This is a genomic window from Paraburkholderia ferrariae NBRC 106233 (assembly GCF_000685035.1).
GTDB lineage: Bacteria > Pseudomonadota > Gammaproteobacteria > Burkholderiales > Burkholderiaceae > Paraburkholderia > Paraburkholderia ferrariae.
Genome location: NZ_BAYB01000034.1, coordinates 46,391 through 63,106 on the forward strand (window position 1 = coordinate 46,391; position 16,716 = coordinate 63,106).

Sequence of the window (16,716 nt, forward strand, 5' to 3'; positions counted from 1 at the left end):
GCGCGACAGCCCCGGCAGCGGAGTACCCGCCGGCACCGGGGCGTGACCCCGTCCGTCGAGGTCGCCAGGACTTGACCTGTATCAAGCCTGCAACGAGGCGGAAATTCACCATGGGCCTGCTGTGCCCGCATGGCGCACCGCCGAACTCACATTGAAGGCAAATCATGACCCATTCGCGCTCGACCCCGCCGATGAGTAAGGGTCCCTCGTCACCGAGGGAAGCACGCGCCAACAGTCCCGGCGAGGCCGTCATGCGGGCGCAGGCGAGTGAGCCCCGAACGCCGCCTCGGCAAACCGGCGGGCATCAACGGGGAACAACGCCACGCAAGGGCAGCCAGTCTGCCAGGAATGAACGCGCGACGGAAACCTCCGCCGCCGTGTTGCAGCGGGTCGATGTGGTGTTCTACAAGGAGATCCTGGATCACCTGGGCTTTCCGCACCGTTGCGAGTTGGCCCGCGTTCGCCACGAGGCCGTTGAACTCGACGACGCGATCGCGGGCGCCGTGCTCGAATTCGAGCACGCGCAGCGCGTATGGGACTGGACGATTGCAGCCGACGGCTACGAGGTGCAGAGCTTGCCCGCGGCTGCCTAAGAGAACCTCAGAGCCTCAGAGATTCGCGCCGGCCCAGGCGATCTTCTTTTTCATTGGCCGCCTGTCGATTCAGGATCGGTCCGTTCCCGGCGGGTCGAACTGGCCGGGACAATCCCGTGATCCCGTAGAAGGGTACCGATTTCGGTGCTGTCGAGTTTCTCCAGCAACAGCTTGCTCAGGAATTCCGGTCCGGGAATCCTGAACGTCTTGCCGTCACGCAAGCGGCTCACCGCCTCCAGCAACGTACGGATATCGAAGGTAGAGGCGAATACTTCCGGCACGCCGCGCTCGATCCCCAGCAGCGTATACACCGCTTCCATCGGCGTACGGACGGAGTACTCCGTGGTGAAGATGCAGTCGCGCTGGTGCGACTCGGCAAACTGGCCGATGAAAGCGAAATTCATCGCCCCCTGCGGCACGACATCGGGCCTGTCTCCGCGCTGGCGCGGCATGAAGAACGCGGTAACGTAGGGCATCATCACGGGAACCGTCTTCGCGCCGGTGGCCGCGAGTTCCGGAATATCCTCGGGTGGCACCCCCAGGTGGTAGAGCCACTCCTGGGTGATCTCTTCGCCCGTGCATGCCTGAAGCGGCTTTTTCACGAAGTCGCCAGGTCTTTCCACGAACAGTCCATAGAACCAGGCCACGACCCGGTCCTTCGGCTGGTTCTTGAAGTGCGGTTGCCGGCTCACCGTCCAGCTCAATAGCCAGGCTGAATCCTTTACCGTTACGATGCCGCCGGTAACGACGCCGCCGCTATGGGGGTCGCGTTTCGCGATCTTCTGGATATATCGGGGAATGCGTTCGTCCAGCGTCGTAATCGTTGCCGATTCCCATTTGGTTTCGGGAATGTGGGCGCCGAACACGTCGGGACGGCCGAATGCCGGATCCTTTCTGGCGATGCGGCGCCACAAGTCCCAGGCCGGCGCCGGTCCGTCGAGGAGTTTCGCCGGCGTCCGGTGGTCGCCGCAGTCGGAATTTTCCGTAAGCGATCCAATGGTGATAAACGCAAGATCATTCCGGCCAAGCGCAACGCCGCCCGGCACACCGTCGCGCTTCCAGTGAATGTAGGTGGCCGCCTTGCAACCCGGAGCCAGATCGAAATCCACGTCGATGACTTCGGTACCGAACTGAAAATGAACGCCTTGATCCTGCAGCCACCTGACCAGCGGCAACACCAGCGATTCGTACTGGTTGTAGCGGGTGAACTTGAGCGTGCTGAAGTTCGGCAAGCCGCCAATATGGTGGATGAAGCGGTGAAGGTACAGCTTCATTTCCAATGCCGAGTGCCATGACTCGAAGGCGAACATGGTGCGCCAGTAAAGCCAGAAGTTGCTGTCGAAGAAGTCCTGGCTGAACACCTCGTCGATACGCTTGTTTTCCATTTCCTCGCAGGTGGAGAGAAACAGCTTGACCACGTCCGCCTGTGCCCGGGTGTCGAGGGTAAAGAGATCGTCAGTATGGGCATCCTCGCCGCGATTCGCCGTTGCCCGCTGCAGCGAGTAGCTGGGGTCGTCCTTGTTCAGCCAGTAGAACTCGTCGAGTACGCTGGCGCCTTCGATCTCGAGCGAGGGAATGGAGCGAAACAAGTCCCACAGGCATTCGAAGTGCTCCTCCATCTCGCGGCCGCCGCGAATCACGAACCCTTTCTCAGGCTCCTTGATGCCGTCCAGCGCACCGCCGGGCAAGGAGAGACGTTCGAGTATGGTGATGCGGCTGCCGGGCATATGGCCGTCGCGAATCAGAAATGCCGCACCGGCGAGGGAGGCGAGGCCCGAGCCAATGAACCATGCGGTCTTTTCCTCGATGCCCGCGGGCTTGCGTGGTCGGGCGAAAGCTTCGTAGTTGCCGCTACTGTAGTGCATATGCGATTTTTCCTTGTCGATGACGACGCGTGCCCGGCCCCATGGGCATCCGCGCCGCCGTGATACCGTGCTTCAGCCGTTTCTCGATCTTGCCGCTTTCGGCAATGACGGTTGCACGACCTGCCTGAGCATAACGCCGACGTTTCGTGCGGCCGTCCACGCCTCAAAGCGTCAGGACGACGCGACCGTCCACCTTGCCCTCGCGCAGCGCGCCCAAAACCTCGTTGATGTTTTCGAGCCGGTCACGATGGATGTGAGCGCGAACCATGCCTTGCGCCGCGAATTCGATGGACTCCTGAAGATCGCGGCGCGTGCCGACTATCGAGCCCCGCACGGTGATCCCGTTGAGCACGGTGGAGAAAATCGGTAATGGAAAGTCGCCGGGCGGTAATCCGTTGAGCGCAACGGTTCCGCCGCGGCGGACCATACCGAGCGCCTGCGCAAAGGCACTGCGCGAGACCGCAGTGACGAGCACGCCGTGCACGCCGCCGATCTCCTTCTGGATGAACGCGGCGGGGTCGGTCTTCGACGCATCGACGGTCAGCTTCGCGCCCAGCTCGCGGGCCAGCGCAAGCTTGTCCCCGGCGACATCGACTGCGACGACATGCAGTCCCATCGCCTTCGCATATTGGACCGCCACATGACCGAGTCCGCCGATCCCCGAAATCGCGATCCATTGACCGGGCCGCGTATCGGTGACGCGAATGCCCTTGTAAACGGTGACGCCCGCACACAGAATCGGCGCGATCTCTTCGAAGCCGACTTCCGCCGGCAGATGCCCGACGTAGTTGGGATCGGCGAGCACGTACTCGGCATAGCCGCCATTGACGGAATAGCCGGTGTTCTGCTGGGCGTGGCACAGCGTTTCCCAACCGCCCAGACAGTGCTCGCAATGGCCGCATGCCGTGTAGAGCCACGGCACGCCGACACGATCGCCTTCCTTGACGAGCTTCACGCCGGCGCCGACCGCCGCCACGAAGCCGACACCCTCGTGCCCGGGAATGAACGGAAGTGTCGGCTTGACGGGCCAGTCGCCGTCCGCGGCGTGAAGGTCGGTGTGGCACACACCGGAAGCCTTGATGTTGACGACGATCTGCCCGGGACCCGGCGTTGGGATGGGTACCTCTTCGATCCGGAGCGGCGCCCCGAACTGGTGGACGACGGCGGCTTTCATGGACTGGGCCATAAGGAATCTCCTGTAGCTCCGGTAGGTTGACCGCGCTATCTTCGGATGTTCCTTGCCATGGGAATTGATGGAGATCAATTCGCAAGGGGTTGAGCCGCGTCTCAGCGACCGCCTGGATGACCTTGAGCAGGACAGCGTGCCGGTGGTCGAGAACACGATGCCAATGTCCGCTCTTCAGTCATCTCAAGGCGGTGACCGCGACCTTTCCAGGCGCCCGTCACCAATGTTTGACATCGTGAATCGGCGGGGAGTAGGGGCTCAGAATCACGTCGGTGTGCGGCTCCCGCCGCTGCTTCTCATACTGCGCGGTAGATTCGGTTGACTGTCTTAACGCGGGATAGTCGATCTTCTCAACGGGGAGGCGGGAAGACGGATCGGCCGACGTATCGACGTGGGGTGCCGATGCATCGCTTTGCGCGAAAGTCACACCCGGAACTGCAATGACAGTTGCAGCGATGATCGGTAGAAATACGTTCATGATTAGGCATCCCGATAGTCAGACGGGGCAAACGAAGCGCAAGAATCAGTCTCGAAGTCAGTCAGTTACGGACAAATGCGTTTCGAGTGCCCGCCATATAAGTGCATATGCATATAAAAATGCGCAAATACCATGCAATGACGTCTTGTCACATGGCCTTACCCTGGAGACCGAACGCGCGCCGGAGGCTCTTGTCGACCTGGGCGAACGGCGCAAAGCGTCGCAAGAAGCTGAGAAGCTTTGCGCGTCCGTCCGCTGGCTGCCTGAGCTGCCGCGTCCCCTCAATGATCGAAAGGATCTTCTTCGCCACTTCGCCCGGCAGGGGGGCGCTCTTCACCTGTTGCTGTACCGCGTCGACGCTGCTCGCCAACGCGGCAGCATAATCCTCGATGACGGCCTGGGTTCGCGTTGCATTCGTGTCCAGCTTCGTTCGCGTAAAGCTCGGCTCCACGAGCACGACACGGACGCCTAACGCGCGAACCTCGTGGTCCAGCGATTCGGAGAGACCCTCGAGTGCGTGCTTGCTACTTGCATAAAGCCCCATGAAAGGGGCTGGCAGGAAGCCCAGAACGGAACTGATGTTCACCACGAGGCCGCTGCGATTGTGCCGCATCGAGGGCAGCACGGCGCGCATCGCACGCAGGACACCGAAGACATTGACGTCGAACAGCGCATTGGCTTCGGCGTCACTGGTGGCCTCTACCGGCCCCACCAGGGAGACACCCGCATTGTTGATAAGGATATCGATACGGCCGGCCTTCTCGAGTACGAAGTTCACCGCCGACGTCACTGACGCCTCGTCCTGCACGTCCATCTGGACGTACTCGACACCAGGCGCCGCAGCGGCGGCATCCAGTCTGCGCACGCCGCCGAAGACACGATACCCCGCATGTGAGAGCGCTCTCGCGGTCGCGTCCCCGATGCCGGAGGACGCGCCGGTGATCAAAACAACTTTTGTGGCCATGGGAGGGACTCCTGCTATAGGGACGCAGCCTGCGTCAGGCAATGACGTGAACGAGTTGCGCCATGTGAGCCTGGACGCCGTCGGGATCGTCCCTGAACGCCTTTGCCGTGGCTTGCGAGAGTTCACCGGGAAAAACTTCATCCCGTCCCTCAGCGAGCGCGTCCAGTGCTCCGGCGGCAACCTGCTGGGGTGTCAGTTTCGGTTCCGGCAACGCAGCGCCCATAGCCGTGTCCGTTTGCACCGGCAAGACGGCGAGTACCTGAACGCCACGCGACTTCAGTTCGGCCCGCAGGGTCCGGGTGAGATGCAATGCTGCCGCTTTCGATGCCGAGTAAGTTCCAGCGACGGGCAGCGTGATATGCGAGAGCACCGAAAGAATGTTGACGATTGCGCCGCCCGCGCGGAATGCCGGCGTGCCGCGTAACGCTTGAGAAAGCGCGAGAACACCGAAATAGTTCACTTCCATCTCGGCGCGCGCGCCGGAGGTGTCGCCGGCAGAAAGCGCGCCCGTAAAGGCAGCCGTTCCTGCGTTGTTAATCAGAAGATTAATGTCTGGAGTGACGCTGGCGATGCCCGCGATCTGGTCGGAACGGGCGAGATCCAGTTCCACCGCGACCAGGCGGTCTGACGCGGCAACCAGGTCCTGCACGGACGCCGGGTTGCGCACGCCGAGATAGATCTTCGCCGCGCCGCGTTCGAGCAACGCTTTGACGAAAGCACGACCAATGCCGCCGTTCGCGCCGGTCAACAGTACTACGGAACCTTCGATGTTCATGTTTGCCTCCAGGTGGGGTTTCGGGTCAGGCGGTAGCACCTGACTATCATTACGCTTGCAATGAATACAATGATTGCGTTTACAATGAATAAAGTCAAGTGATTTCCTCGGAGGCGTTTTCTCGCGCCGGGAGGCGGTTGTGGTCGGGGCTTGATGCTCAAAGCGATTGCCCATAACTCGTTTAGACGGACGCTCTTCCGCTTGCGAACAAGGCGTAAAATTGTGATCGTAATGATTAGACCTGGCCGGCCTCTCGGGGCAATTAGGGCCGGGTGCTCTGGAGAACAGGATGAAGGTCACCAAGGCTCGGGCAACCGAAAACCGCGAAGCGATTGAGAAAGCCGCAGCCGCTCTGATCCGCGAACGCGGTTTTGATCAAATAAGCGTTGCCGAGGTCGCAGCGGCAGCCGGGCTGACACACGGTGCGCTTTATAGCCATTACCGGTCCAAGGAGGCACTGACCCAGGCCGCAACAAGCCGCGCCTTCGAAGACACGCTGAGCGAGTTTGCCGGGCTCTCACCGGCCGAATTTGTTCACCGCTATCTGTCCGCTGCGCATCGGGACCACCCGGAGTGCGGCTGTCCCAACGCGGCACTCGTAACCGAGGTATGGCGACAGGCGGCCGGCACGCGCGAAACCTTTCGCGATGGCGTCCAGCGCTATGTCCAGCTGATTGCACAAATGCTGGACACGAGCGACGAGGCCGAAAGCAAGGCAATGGCAGTGACCATGCTGGCCGCGATGGTGGGGGCAGTCGCCCTGTCGCGGGCAATCCGGGACATTGACACCTCTTGTTCGGATGAAATCCTCAGGGACGTCGGTGCGCAACTCGCACGCTTCACAAAGACAGACGAGCCAGTGGACCGTTGACAGACTGCGCCGGATCAAAATCAACACGCGCAGAGCGATGCCGTCGCTGGCAATCACTACGGCTGCGGCAGCGGGTTTTCCGGAGATGCCGCAGGGCGCTGACTGCGGGCGCGGGCAGTGCAAGGGTGGGGCATAACGTCTTGCTTTGCGGCCAGTTTCGCGGCCAGTTCAGATTGCATCAGGCCGTGAGCGAGGCGGTGGAACGACGATTTCGACCTTGCCCGTCACAACGTCGTAAACCAGACCCGAGACCGTGTAGCACCCGGAGGCGTCGGTGTTCGCCCGGAGGGCTTCCACGTCGAGCACAACCGCTTTATACGGGTCGTCGATTTCCAGGCTCGCGAGTTCAGCCATCGTCACCCCCATATGGACGGCCAGGCGCCGGGGTTCATGGCAGTAGCACCGTTTAATGCCGCAGTCGGTATGGTGCAGGACGATGAGGTTCCAGTCGGGGCCGATATCTGCGCCTGCGGCAACGGCGACTGCGCGCAGAATTCCGAGCGTTTCAAATACTGCGGGGTTCACCCGGCCGCCGACGTTACGGAAGATCCCTGCTTCTCCGGGCGCGAGCTTGAATATGTCCATGGGATCTACGCGCGGGTCTACGCATCCAATGATTAACGTCTTGCTTGCCGGCATCATCCGGAGGCCCGGATTGAAGCCGCTTTCGGCAAACTCGACGTTACGGCGCATCAGGGTGTCGATATAGTCCAAGGCGTTCTCCTTGCAACGGGGAATGTGACGCTTCCGGCCATCGGGCAACTGCATCAGATCGCGTTCAGCGGGATTCTGAGGTAGCACTTGCCGTTGTCTTCCATAGGTGGAAAAGCACCAGCCCGCATGTTCACCTGCATCGCCTGAAGAATCAGGCTCGGCAGCGCCAGCGTCGCATCTCGCGCCGTTCGCGCCCCGACGAACGCTCCCTCCGTGATTCCGTCACGAACATGTACGTTAGCGGTGCGTTCGGCCCCGATGGTTGTTTCCCAGGCATAGGTATCGCGGCCTGGGGCTTTGTAGTCGTGGCTCAGGAATAGTCGTGCTTCGTCGGGAAGGCAGAGCAGGCGCCGAATGGACCGGTAAAGCCGCCGCGCATCTCCGCCGGGCAAGTCGGTTCTTGCAGTCCCGTAGTCCGGCATGAACATCGTGTTGCCGCAGAACACCGCGTCACCGATTACGTAGGCGAGACCGGCCGGCGTATGGCCTGGCACATCGAGCACCCCGCATTCGATCACGCCGATCCTGAACTTCTCGCCGTCATCGAGCAGATGATCGAACTGCGAGCCGTCTCGCGGGAATTCCGGCCCAGCGTTGAAGAGGTCGCCGAAGATTTGCTGGACCGTCGTTATGGCGCGCCCGATTGCGTGCGTACCGCCGACACGCGCCTGCAGAAAAGGCGCGGCGGTCAGATGGTCTGCATGCGCGTGGGTCTCGAGCAGCCATTCAGTCGAGAGGCCCTCGGACTCGATATACGCAACGATGGCCTCGGCAGACGTCGACGAATACCGGCAGGTCGTTGCATCGAAGTCGAGCACAGGGTCGATGATCGCCGCTGCAAGCGAAGCCGGATCATGAACGACATAACTCGCGGTGAACGTGGCCTCGTCAAAAAATGAACGGACAACCGGCGTTGGCTGTCGACCAGCGCGGGTCCGAACGATCAGCGCGATGGCGTGTTCAAGGGATGGATCCACGCGATATCTCCTTTGTCTCGCCCGCGCGCTAGCGCCGCCTGGCGTGCAATCTTTGCGCGAGGCTCTGCGTAGAGCGGTATACAGGCTCATCGCAGACAAGCCTTTCAGCTTTGCAGGAATTCGAGTAGATCGAGGTTGACTGCATTCGCGTTGACGGTCGCCATGCCGTGCGAACCGCCGGGGTAAACTTTGAGCCTTGCATTCGGGGCAAGGTCGACCGACCGTCGCGCGGATGCGTCGATGGGGACGATCTGATCGTCGTCGCCATGCAGAATGAGCAGGGGTACATCGATTTTTTTCAGATCCTCCGTATAGTCGACTTCGGAGAATTCGCGAATGCAATCAAATTGCCCTTTTATCGAGCCCATCAACCCTTGAGCCTGGAAAGCGTCAATCGTACCCTGCGACACTTCCGCGCCCGAACGGTTGAAGTTATAGAACGGGACCGCCAGATCCTTGTAGAGTTGCGAGCGGTTGTTGACGACCCCGGCGCGAAGGCCATCGAATACGTCCATCGGCAGGCCACCGGGGTTTTCCGTAGTCCTCAGCATGATCGGCGGAACGGCTCCGATCAGCACCGCTTTGGCGACGCGACCGGTTCCGTGACGGCCGATGTAATGGGCGACCTCGCCCCCACCGGTCGAATGCCCGACGAGAACCGCATCCTGCAGATCGAGATGATTTAATAGCGCTGCGAGGTCGTCGGCATACTGATCCATGTTGTTGCCGTCCCACGTCTGACCAGAACGGCCGTGACCGCGACGATCGTGCGCGATGACGCGATAGCCTTTCGTTCCGAAGAACAGCATCTGTGCATCCCATGCGTCGGCACAGAGAGGCCATCCATGGGAGAAGACGATCGGGGTGCCGGTGCCCCAGTCCTTATAGAAAATTTCGGTACCGTCCGTGGATTTGAAATAGCTCATTATGCAGTCCTGATAAAAATGGATTGACGGGATACTTCGGTCCGGGCAATACGGCCGTCAGGCCGGATCGGCGATTGCGAACAGTCCGCGGTACTGGCACCGTCGCCTTTGATTTCCAGCGTACCTGCAGAAACCCACGTAATCTTGGACGAAGCAACGATACGATGGATAAACCATGGGCGATCGCGGCGGAGCCGAACCGCCCCAGCTTCGATGCGTCGCCGGCGATGCTGGCGTGAACCTAGCGTCCGCGATTGTGTTGACGCCAATCCCTCGGGCCACACCCTTCATGGCGCGAAAATACGCGCGAGAAGTGACTCTGGTCGAAAAATCCGCAGTTCGACGCGATAGTGGCCAGGCTCTCGTCGGTGTCGCGCAATTGGGTTTTGGCGCGTTCGATCCGGTGCTTCAGCAGCCACTGATGGGGCGTGAGTCCGGTTGTCTGTTTGAACGCCTCGGAAAAATAGCTTGCGGAAAGGCCGCACTGGCCCGCGAGGTCGAGGATGGAAGGATTGTCCTGCAGATGAACCTCGAAGAACTCGTTGACTCGCCGCATCTGCCACGGGGCCAGTTCGGCGCGGCGAGCACGATTCGGCGTACTGGTATCGCTATACCGTACGACCACATGCTCGCAGAAAGCCAGCGCAATGTAATCGATAAGCAATGAACTGGCGGTATCGGTCTGTTCCAGAATCGTCTGCAATGTTTGCGAAAGGCGAAACAGGACGGGATCGCTTGCGCCGAAGCCCCGTTGCATGAGACCTCCGATGCGCCGCCGCCCTTTTTGATAGGCAAATTCCTCAAGGGTGCTTTGGGAAAGATAGAGCCGGATGTTATCGAACGGAAAATCGAGCCGGCGCGTCGGCCCCGTGCGCAGGTCGAAAAGATAACTATGGCCCGGTATGCACGACGTCGCTTCGTTGAAACTTGCCCCTGAATAACGAACGTCGGAATCCGGACACATGACCAGCGGAATCTGGAAAACAAACGCCTCTTCCGGTCGTGGCGGCAGAGAGCGTCCGGGTTGCGGCCGGTCGTTTGTTAACCTCGAGAAGGAGATGGGGGGACTCTGCGAAACGATACCTGCGCACACGGTCGGCGCTTCCGGCAGGCTGAACTGCCTGGCGATCGTTTCCTCCAGCGACGGCACATCCAGATCTACCGGACTTCTCTCGTTCATTCATCTCGCTCGCGAAGGGGCCGTGCCGACGATTCTGCCGTTGCCGGGTGACGGACGGGTGGCGGGGGAAGACGGAATGGCCAATCTAACCGAATTTTATTACGGCTGCGCGAACCGGTCATCGTTGTCGAAAATAGCTGGCGGTTGGAGCCTGGGGTTGCGGTCAGGCTCGCAATGATTGACCTGGTGGAAGAGAGGTGACCCGCGAATGCGGGTCACAGTCGGGAGGGGGCACGCGTGATCAGTTTGCTTCAGCGGCCTCAGTCGTCGCGCGTCAGTTAGACGGGTAATACACAAAAACCCGGGCAATCCGGAACGACCGTGACGTTTGCTTCGCGGGTTCGCGTATGCAGACCGTGCGGGTGCAGCTTCGCTAACGATGCTTCATCGCATGCCGCCGCTGGCAATAATGTGTTCACCGGTCAACCACTTTGCATCGTCGGAGGCGAGGAAAACCGCGATCGACGCCACGTCGTCCGGTCTGCCCACGCGCCCGAGCGGCGTCTGTCCGACCGCCGAACTCTCGAACTCCGATCCGATCACGCCGGCGCTTTGTGCGCCTTCGGTTACGATCACGCCCGGATTGATCGTGTTCACGCGGATCCCGCGCGGCCCGAGTTCGCGGGCGAGCGCGCCGGTGATGGAATCGACCGCGCCTTTCGTGCCGCTATAGACGGCGGTCATGGCTGGCGTGAACGTCGAGACGACGGAACTGACGTTGATGATGCTGGCGCCTTCGCCGAGATGCTGGACGGCGGCCTGCGTGGTGAGCAGAACGCCCAGCACGTTGACGTCGAACTGCTTGCGGTATTGCGCTTCCGTGAACGCTTCGATGGGTGCGAACTCGTAGACGCCCGAGTTGTTCACGAGGATGTCGAGGCGGCCATACGTTTCGATCGCTGCGTCGACGATGCCTTTTGCGTCGGCGGCTTTCGACACGTCGCCGCCCACGGAAACCGCGTTTCCTCCGGCCGAGGCAATCGCGGCTACGACATCATCCGCGCCGGTCTTGCTGCTCGCGTAGTTCACCACGACCGACGCGCCTTCTGCCGCGAGCGCCTTCGCGATGGCGGCGCCGATACCCTTCGATGCGCCGGTTACGACGGCCACTTTTCCTGCCAGCTTGCTCATGATGTTCACCTCAGTGTGCATGAATCCGTTGATGGAAACCTGAGTCGCGGCGCACTCGATGCGAGCGCCAATGCTTTCTGCCAGTGCGGCCTTGTGCGCCGGTTCGGTATCGAAGTGCAGAACGCGTAGCGCGAAGCGAGTCGTCGCGCGTCGATCCGCAGGATTTTTTCCTTAGCCCGGCCACGACGAATTGCGGATCACGGAACAAAAATTCCCGCGATGGAAATGCGGTTCCTTGTCGGCGATCACGTCGGCCTTCACGTTGCCGAAGGTGGTTTCCGGTTTGTGTTTGATGCCGTCGTAGAAGGCCTGAATGATCTCCTCCTTGAAGTGTGGCGGGCGTGGATGCGCGTGCGTCACGGCTTCGCGTTCCTCGTCGGAAAACTCGTGGTAGGAGAGTCCGAGCACGTCCATTTCGACGCCGGCCGTCACCAGCGCGACGATCGGGTGCATGTGGCGTGGAATGCCGGGCGTCGTATGCAACGCAATGGCCGTCCAGACGAGATCGATGTCGCCCGCCGTGATGCCCCGCGCCGAGAGAAAGTCGCGAGCCGCATTGGCCCCGTCGACTTCGAAGCGCTCGGTGGCGCTGCTGTACGCACCGGCAAGCCCCACGTCATGAAACATGGCGCCCGCGTACAACAGTTCCGGATCGAATTTCAGGCCGCGGCGCGCCCCCTCCAGCGCACCGAACAAATACACGCGGCTCGAATGATGAAAGAGCAGCGGGGTGGACGTGTCGCGCACGAACTCGGTAATTTCGCGTGCAAGCCGACTGTCGGGCACGGCGACATCCTGAACGAACTGTGACATGGCGTTTCTCCATCGAGAGGTGAACGCACGCAGGCGCCCAGGCGGACGCCGCGCGCGAATGGCCCGCTACTTCGTTTCACTCGTCGCCGCGAGTCTGGCCAGGGCCTCGCGAACGCCGGCGCCGTACTCGGGGTCGGCCTTCGAGCAATTGAGGATGTGCCGTTCCTGGATCGAAGCCTGAACGGAGGCCATCTGGCGAGCGGTGTTATCGAACAGCACCTGCTGCTGCGCCTTGCTCATCAGACGAAACAGATCGCCGGGCTGCGCGAAGTGATCCACGTCCACGCGATGGTCCCAATGGGCGGCATCGCCTTCGAGGTGCAGCGGCGGCTCGTGAAGCCCGGGGCGCACTTCCCACTCGCCTGTGCTGTTCGGGTAGTAAGAGGGCGTGCCGCCGAGGTTGTCGTCGGTGCGCATGGCGCCGTCGCGGTGGTAGCTGTGCACGGGGCACTTCGGCGCGTTGACGGGAATGTGATTGAAGTTCACGCCGAGCCGATACCGCTGCGTGTCGCCGTAAGAGAAGAGGCGCGCCTGCAGCATCTTGTCCGGCGAAAAGCCAATACCGGGCACCACGTTCGCGGGCGAGAAGGCCGCCTGTTCGACCTCGGCGAAGAAATTGCCGGGGTTGCGGTTCAATTCGAGAACGCCCACCTCGATCAGCGGGAAATCGCGTTTCGGCCAGACCTTGGTGAGATCGAACGGATTGAATGGCAGCAAGCTGGCTTCGTCGTCGGTCATCACCTGAATGAAGAGCGTCCAGCGCGGAAATTCGCCGCGCTCGATGCTCTCGTAAAGGTCACGGCCATGCGTTTCGCGGTCCTTGCCCACGAGTTGTTCGGCTTCGCTATCGGTCAGATTCTCGATGCCTTGCTGCGTACGAAGGTGAAACTTCACCCATGTCCGGCGATTGCCGGCATCGACAAGACTGAACGTATGGCTGCCGAATCCGTGCATGTGGCGATAGCTGCGCGGAATACCCCGATCGCTCATGACGATGGTGACCTGGTGAAGCGCCTCCGGCAAAAGCGTCCAGAAGTCCCAGTTGCTGTTTGCGCTGCGCAGTCCCGTGCGCGGATCGCGCTTGATCGCGTGGTTCAGATCGGGAAAGCGTAGCGGATCGCGGAAAAAGAACACGGGCGTGTTATTGCCCACGATGTCCCAGTTTCCTTCTTCGGTGTAGAACTTCACCGCGAAGCCCCGGATGTCGCGCTCGGCATCGGCGGCGCCGCGCTCGCCCGCCACGGTCGAAAAGCGCAGGAATACCGGCGTGGTCTTGCCGATTTCCGAAAAGAGCTTTGCCTTGGTGTACTGCGTGATGTCGTGCGTCACCGTGAAGGTGCCGTGGGCGCCCGATCCTTTGGCGTGCATGCGTCGTTCGGGAATGACCTCGCGGTCGAAGTGTGCGAGTTTCTCGATCAGCCAGATATCCTGCAGCAGTGCAGGACCGCGCGGGCCGGCCGTTTCAATGTTCAGATTGTCGACAACGGGCGCGCCCGTTGCGTGATCAAGACGCGTAGACGTATCGCGATTTGTCATGCCACGACTCCAGGAGGTTGTGCGGGACCGGCGCAGCGCCGTAGCGTTCCGGGCTGGTGGACGCGCGAAGCTTTGCGGGCAAATCAGTGTGCTGTTTCTGCAGGCGCAGCGAAAGCGGGAGGCAACTGCCGCGCTGCGGCGGCCGCTCGATCAACGCGTGATGAACGGCGGAGGCATCGACTTGTCGATGTGAGGCAAGCGTACCTGTTGGGTAGCAGAGCGATCTTGGATAAAACCACGATTCGATGGACGAATCGTGGGCGGTTGTACGCACAGTAGGCGTGCGCTGTTGTGGGAAGGCGAGGGGAATCCGGCGCGTGGTGCGCCGGTTTCCCGCAACAGCGATTTCGCGCGCTCGATACGGCGCATCTGCCGCGTGACGACATGCTCGCAAAAAGCGGCTGCGAGCGAATCGACGAACGGCGAATCGACGAACGGCGCGCTCATTCATCAGCGCGAGGACAGCGACGGCTGCGTCTGGAGCGAGGCCGGGTCCCAGCCGCCGCCGAGCGCCTTGAACGTCGAGATCGCCGCACGCGCGGATTCCGTTTGCGCTTGCGCGCGTTCGTCGGCGGCCTGAAGCAGGGTTTCGTTGGCGTGCAATACGTCGATGAAACTCGCGGCGCCGCTCCGGTATGCGGTCATGGACGAATCCTTCGCTTTGGACAGCGACGATTCCGCGTGCGCTAGCCTGGCCGCCTGCGACTCGCGATTCACCAACGACGAGAGCGAGTTTTCCACGTCCTCGGTGGCGCGGAGGACGGACTGGCGATACGCCGCGAGCGCTTGCGCGTCGGCGCCCTTCGCGGCGTTGACATCGGCGTTGATGCGCGCGAAGTCGAACAGGCGCCAGCGCAGCCCGACGAGCCCGGCCGCCTGGCTGGCGCCGCCCGAGAACAGCGTACCGGCCGCGGCCGAGGTCGCGCTGCCGAGGAATGCGTTCAGCGAGATCGTGGGGTAGTACTCGCTGATCGCCGCGCCAATGCGCGCGTTGGCGGCGGCGAGACGACGTTCGGCGGCGATCAGGTCGGGACGCCGTTGCAATAGATCGGCGGGCGTGCCCATGTCCGCGAGCGGCGGCGCAACGGGAATCAGGGACGGCGGACTCAACTCGGCCCGGTGCGTGCCAGGTGGTGAGCCCAGCATCACGTCGAGCGAATTCAACGCCGCATCCAGCGCCGCCTGGAGAACGGGTACGCTGGCCTGAACCTGGTCGAGCGCGCCTTGCGCCTGCTGAACCTGATAGTCGGCGGCCGCGCCCTTCGAATACAGGAGCGTCACGTCTGCGAGCAGCGCCTGCTGTGTCTGCACCTGCCGGTTCGCGATATCCAGACGGGCCTGGAGGCCGCGTATCGTGACGTAGATATCCGCAGTCTGGGCCGCGACGGCGAGCCGGGTGGCGACCGCCGCCGCCTGCGTCGCGGAATAATCGGCGAGCGCGGCCTCCCGCTGGCGCCGCAGGCCACCAAAAAGATCGATCTCCCAACCGGCCTCCAGATCGGTTTCGTACTCGGTGCCCCAGCGCGCGTAATCCGGCGTGGCATTGAGCAGTTGCCCCACCGGCGTGTCGATCGACTGATAGGCGCGCGCCGCCGAGGCGGAAACCGAGGCCGAGGGAAGCAGCGCCGCGTTGGCCGTGCCGAGGCGCGCGCGTGCCTGATCGATTTGCGCGACGGCCTGGGCCAGGTCCAGATTCCGGGCCAGCGCCAGCGAAACATAGTGCGTGAGCAGCGGGTCGTTGAAGCCTTCCCACCATGCAGAAAGATCGGCAGCCGGAACCGTTGCCGCGCTGGCCGCCGGCGGCTGGGTCACGTAGTGCTGCGCGAGCGGTGCATCGGGGCGGTGGTAGTCGGGACCCACGGCGCAGGCCGAAAGGGTGGCGGCACCGGTCAGGAGAACCAGTAGAACAAGTGGACGACGCAAAGACATGATCATCTCGGGAGCGACAACGGGAAGGAGGGGAGATTGTGACCAATATACAATACGGTCACAAGTTGTCAACCACCGTGTGAGGGGCTAAGCTTGAGACATGAACAAGCCTATTCCCTCCGCCTCCCCGTCCCGTGGCCCCTCGGACCACGAAGTTCGCGCCCAGATCGTCGAAGCTGCAACGCAATACTTCAGTCGCTACGGCTATGAAAAGACCACGGTTTCCGATCTCGCGAAGGAAATCGGGTTTTCGAAAGCCTATATCTACAAATTTTTCGACTCGAAACAGGCGATCGGCCAGGTCATCTGCGCCAATCGCCTCGCCGCCATGATTGCGGCCGTCAGAGAAAATGTCGACGACGCGCACAGTGCGACGGAGAAATTTCGCCGTATGTTCAAGGCTTTACTGGAGTCGGGTAGCCGGCTTTTCTTCCAGGATCGCAAGCTTTACGATATTGCCGCTGTGTCGGCCGCTTCGCCCTGGCCGTCCATCAAAGGCTATGAAGAACAGATTCGCCAACTCATTGCCGACATCCTGCGGCTCGGCCGTGAAACCGGCGAATTCGAACGCAAGACGCCGATGGACGAGGCGGTGAATGCGATCTTTCTGGTGATGAAACCGTACTTCAATCCCTTGCTGCTCCAGTACAACCTCGACGCCGCCGACGAAGCAACGGTCCAGCTCGCGAGCCTGGTACTCAGAAGTCTTGCCCCCTGAATCCGGATGTGACTATTGACTAATTTAGTCACTAGAATCAAAATGAGACCTCCTGTTCTT

Annotated in this window: 17 protein-coding genes; 3 read left to right on the plus strand and 14 right to left on the minus strand. The window is 61.5% G+C overall.

The genetic code is table 11. The features are described from left to right. Positions 1–164 precede the first annotated feature (164 nt). A complete protein-coding gene (locus BFE01S_RS44670; protein ID WP_156967189.1) occupies positions 165–593 on the plus strand; it encodes a hypothetical protein in 429 nt (142 codons plus the stop codon). Between the two features lie 50 nt (positions 594–643). Here the strand turns inward: BFE01S_RS44670 and BFE01S_RS40695 are convergent, their stop codons facing one another. The 5 genes from BFE01S_RS40695 to BFE01S_RS29480 all read right to left on the minus strand — a co-directional run bounded on the left by BFE01S_RS40695 (position 644) and on the right by BFE01S_RS29480 (position 5,861). Next, the gene (locus tag BFE01S_RS40695) at positions 644–2,458 is read right to left on the minus strand and encodes an oleate hydratase (protein WP_042338991.1); all 1,815 of its coding nucleotides are present in this window, start codon (positions 2,456–2,458) and stop codon (positions 644–646) included. A gap of 163 nt (positions 2,459–2,621) precedes the next feature. Then, on the minus strand, positions 2,622–3,644 hold the full coding sequence (gene adhP, locus BFE01S_RS29465; protein ID WP_028228587.1) for an alcohol dehydrogenase AdhP: 1,023 nt from the start codon (positions 3,642–3,644) through the stop codon (positions 2,622–2,624). A 217-nt stretch (positions 3,645–3,861) separates the two neighbouring features. Continuing rightward, entirely contained in the window at positions 3,862–4,122 is a 261-nt protein-coding gene (locus BFE01S_RS44675; protein ID WP_156967190.1) for a hypothetical protein, read from the minus strand. A gap of 148 nt (positions 4,123–4,270) precedes the next feature. Further along, positions 4,271–5,086, minus strand: coding sequence for an oxidoreductase (locus BFE01S_RS29475; RefSeq protein ID WP_028228589.1), 816 nt, complete (start codon positions 5,084–5,086; stop codon positions 4,271–4,273). Between the two features lie 34 nt (positions 5,087–5,120). Further along, positions 5,121–5,861, minus strand: coding sequence for an SDR family NAD(P)-dependent oxidoreductase (locus tag BFE01S_RS29480; protein WP_028228590.1), 741 nt, complete (start codon positions 5,859–5,861; stop codon positions 5,121–5,123). Between the two features lie 289 nt (positions 5,862–6,150). Between BFE01S_RS29480 and BFE01S_RS29485 the strand changes: the two genes are divergently transcribed. Then, entirely contained in the window at positions 6,151–6,732 is a 582-nt protein-coding gene (locus tag BFE01S_RS29485) for a TetR/AcrR family transcriptional regulator (protein WP_028228591.1), read from the plus strand. Between the two features lie 168 nt (positions 6,733–6,900). On the opposite strand, the gene BFE01S_RS29490 is transcribed toward BFE01S_RS29485, so the two are convergent. The 9 genes from BFE01S_RS29490 to BFE01S_RS29530 all read right to left on the minus strand — a co-directional run bounded on the left by BFE01S_RS29490 (position 6,901) and on the right by BFE01S_RS29530 (position 15,938). Next, positions 6,901–7,446 (minus strand): carbonic anhydrase, encoded by a 546-nt coding sequence (locus tag BFE01S_RS29490; RefSeq protein ID WP_028228592.1) that lies wholly within the window; start codon positions 7,444–7,446, stop codon positions 6,901–6,903. 53 nt (positions 7,447–7,499) lie between these two features. Beyond that, the gene (locus BFE01S_RS29495; RefSeq protein WP_028228593.1) at positions 7,500–8,423 is read right to left on the minus strand and encodes an MBL fold metallo-hydrolase; all 924 of its coding nucleotides are present in this window, start codon (positions 8,421–8,423) and stop codon (positions 7,500–7,502) included. 104 nt (positions 8,424–8,527) lie between these two features. After that, positions 8,528–9,349, minus strand: coding sequence for an alpha/beta fold hydrolase (locus BFE01S_RS29500; RefSeq protein WP_028228594.1), 822 nt, complete (start codon positions 9,347–9,349; stop codon positions 8,528–8,530). Positions 9,350–9,590: 241 nt separating this feature from the next. Then, positions 9,591–10,529 (minus strand): helix-turn-helix transcriptional regulator, encoded by a 939-nt coding sequence (locus BFE01S_RS40700; protein WP_084170233.1) that lies wholly within the window; start codon positions 10,527–10,529, stop codon positions 9,591–9,593. Positions 10,530–10,913: 384 nt separating this feature from the next. Then, positions 10,914–11,660, minus strand: a complete 747-nt coding sequence (locus BFE01S_RS29510; protein WP_028228595.1) for an SDR family NAD(P)-dependent oxidoreductase — start codon at positions 11,658–11,660, stop codon at positions 10,914–10,916. Between the two features lie 171 nt (positions 11,661–11,831). Next, positions 11,832–12,473, minus strand: a complete 642-nt coding sequence (locus BFE01S_RS29515; protein WP_028228596.1) for an HD domain-containing protein — start codon at positions 12,471–12,473, stop codon at positions 11,832–11,834. 66 nt (positions 12,474–12,539) lie between these two features. Next, positions 12,540–14,009, minus strand: a complete 1,470-nt coding sequence (locus BFE01S_RS29520) for a catalase (protein WP_028228597.1) — start codon at positions 14,007–14,009, stop codon at positions 12,540–12,542. Positions 14,010–14,159: 150 nt separating this feature from the next. Then, positions 14,160–14,456: a hypothetical protein gene (locus tag BFE01S_RS44680; RefSeq protein WP_156967191.1), complete on the minus strand. Its 297-nt coding sequence runs from the start codon at positions 14,454–14,456 to the stop codon at positions 14,160–14,162. 3 nt (positions 14,457–14,459) lie between these two features. Beyond that, the gene (locus BFE01S_RS29530; protein ID WP_028228599.1) at positions 14,460–15,938 is read right to left on the minus strand and encodes an efflux transporter outer membrane subunit; all 1,479 of its coding nucleotides are present in this window, start codon (positions 15,936–15,938) and stop codon (positions 14,460–14,462) included. 100 nt (positions 15,939–16,038) lie between these two features. On the opposite strand from BFE01S_RS29530, the gene BFE01S_RS29535 reads away from it, so the two are divergent. Then, positions 16,039–16,656, plus strand: a complete 618-nt coding sequence (locus tag BFE01S_RS29535) for a TetR/AcrR family transcriptional regulator (protein WP_028228600.1) — start codon at positions 16,039–16,041, stop codon at positions 16,654–16,656. The last annotated feature ends 60 nt before the right edge of the window (positions 16,657–16,716 follow it).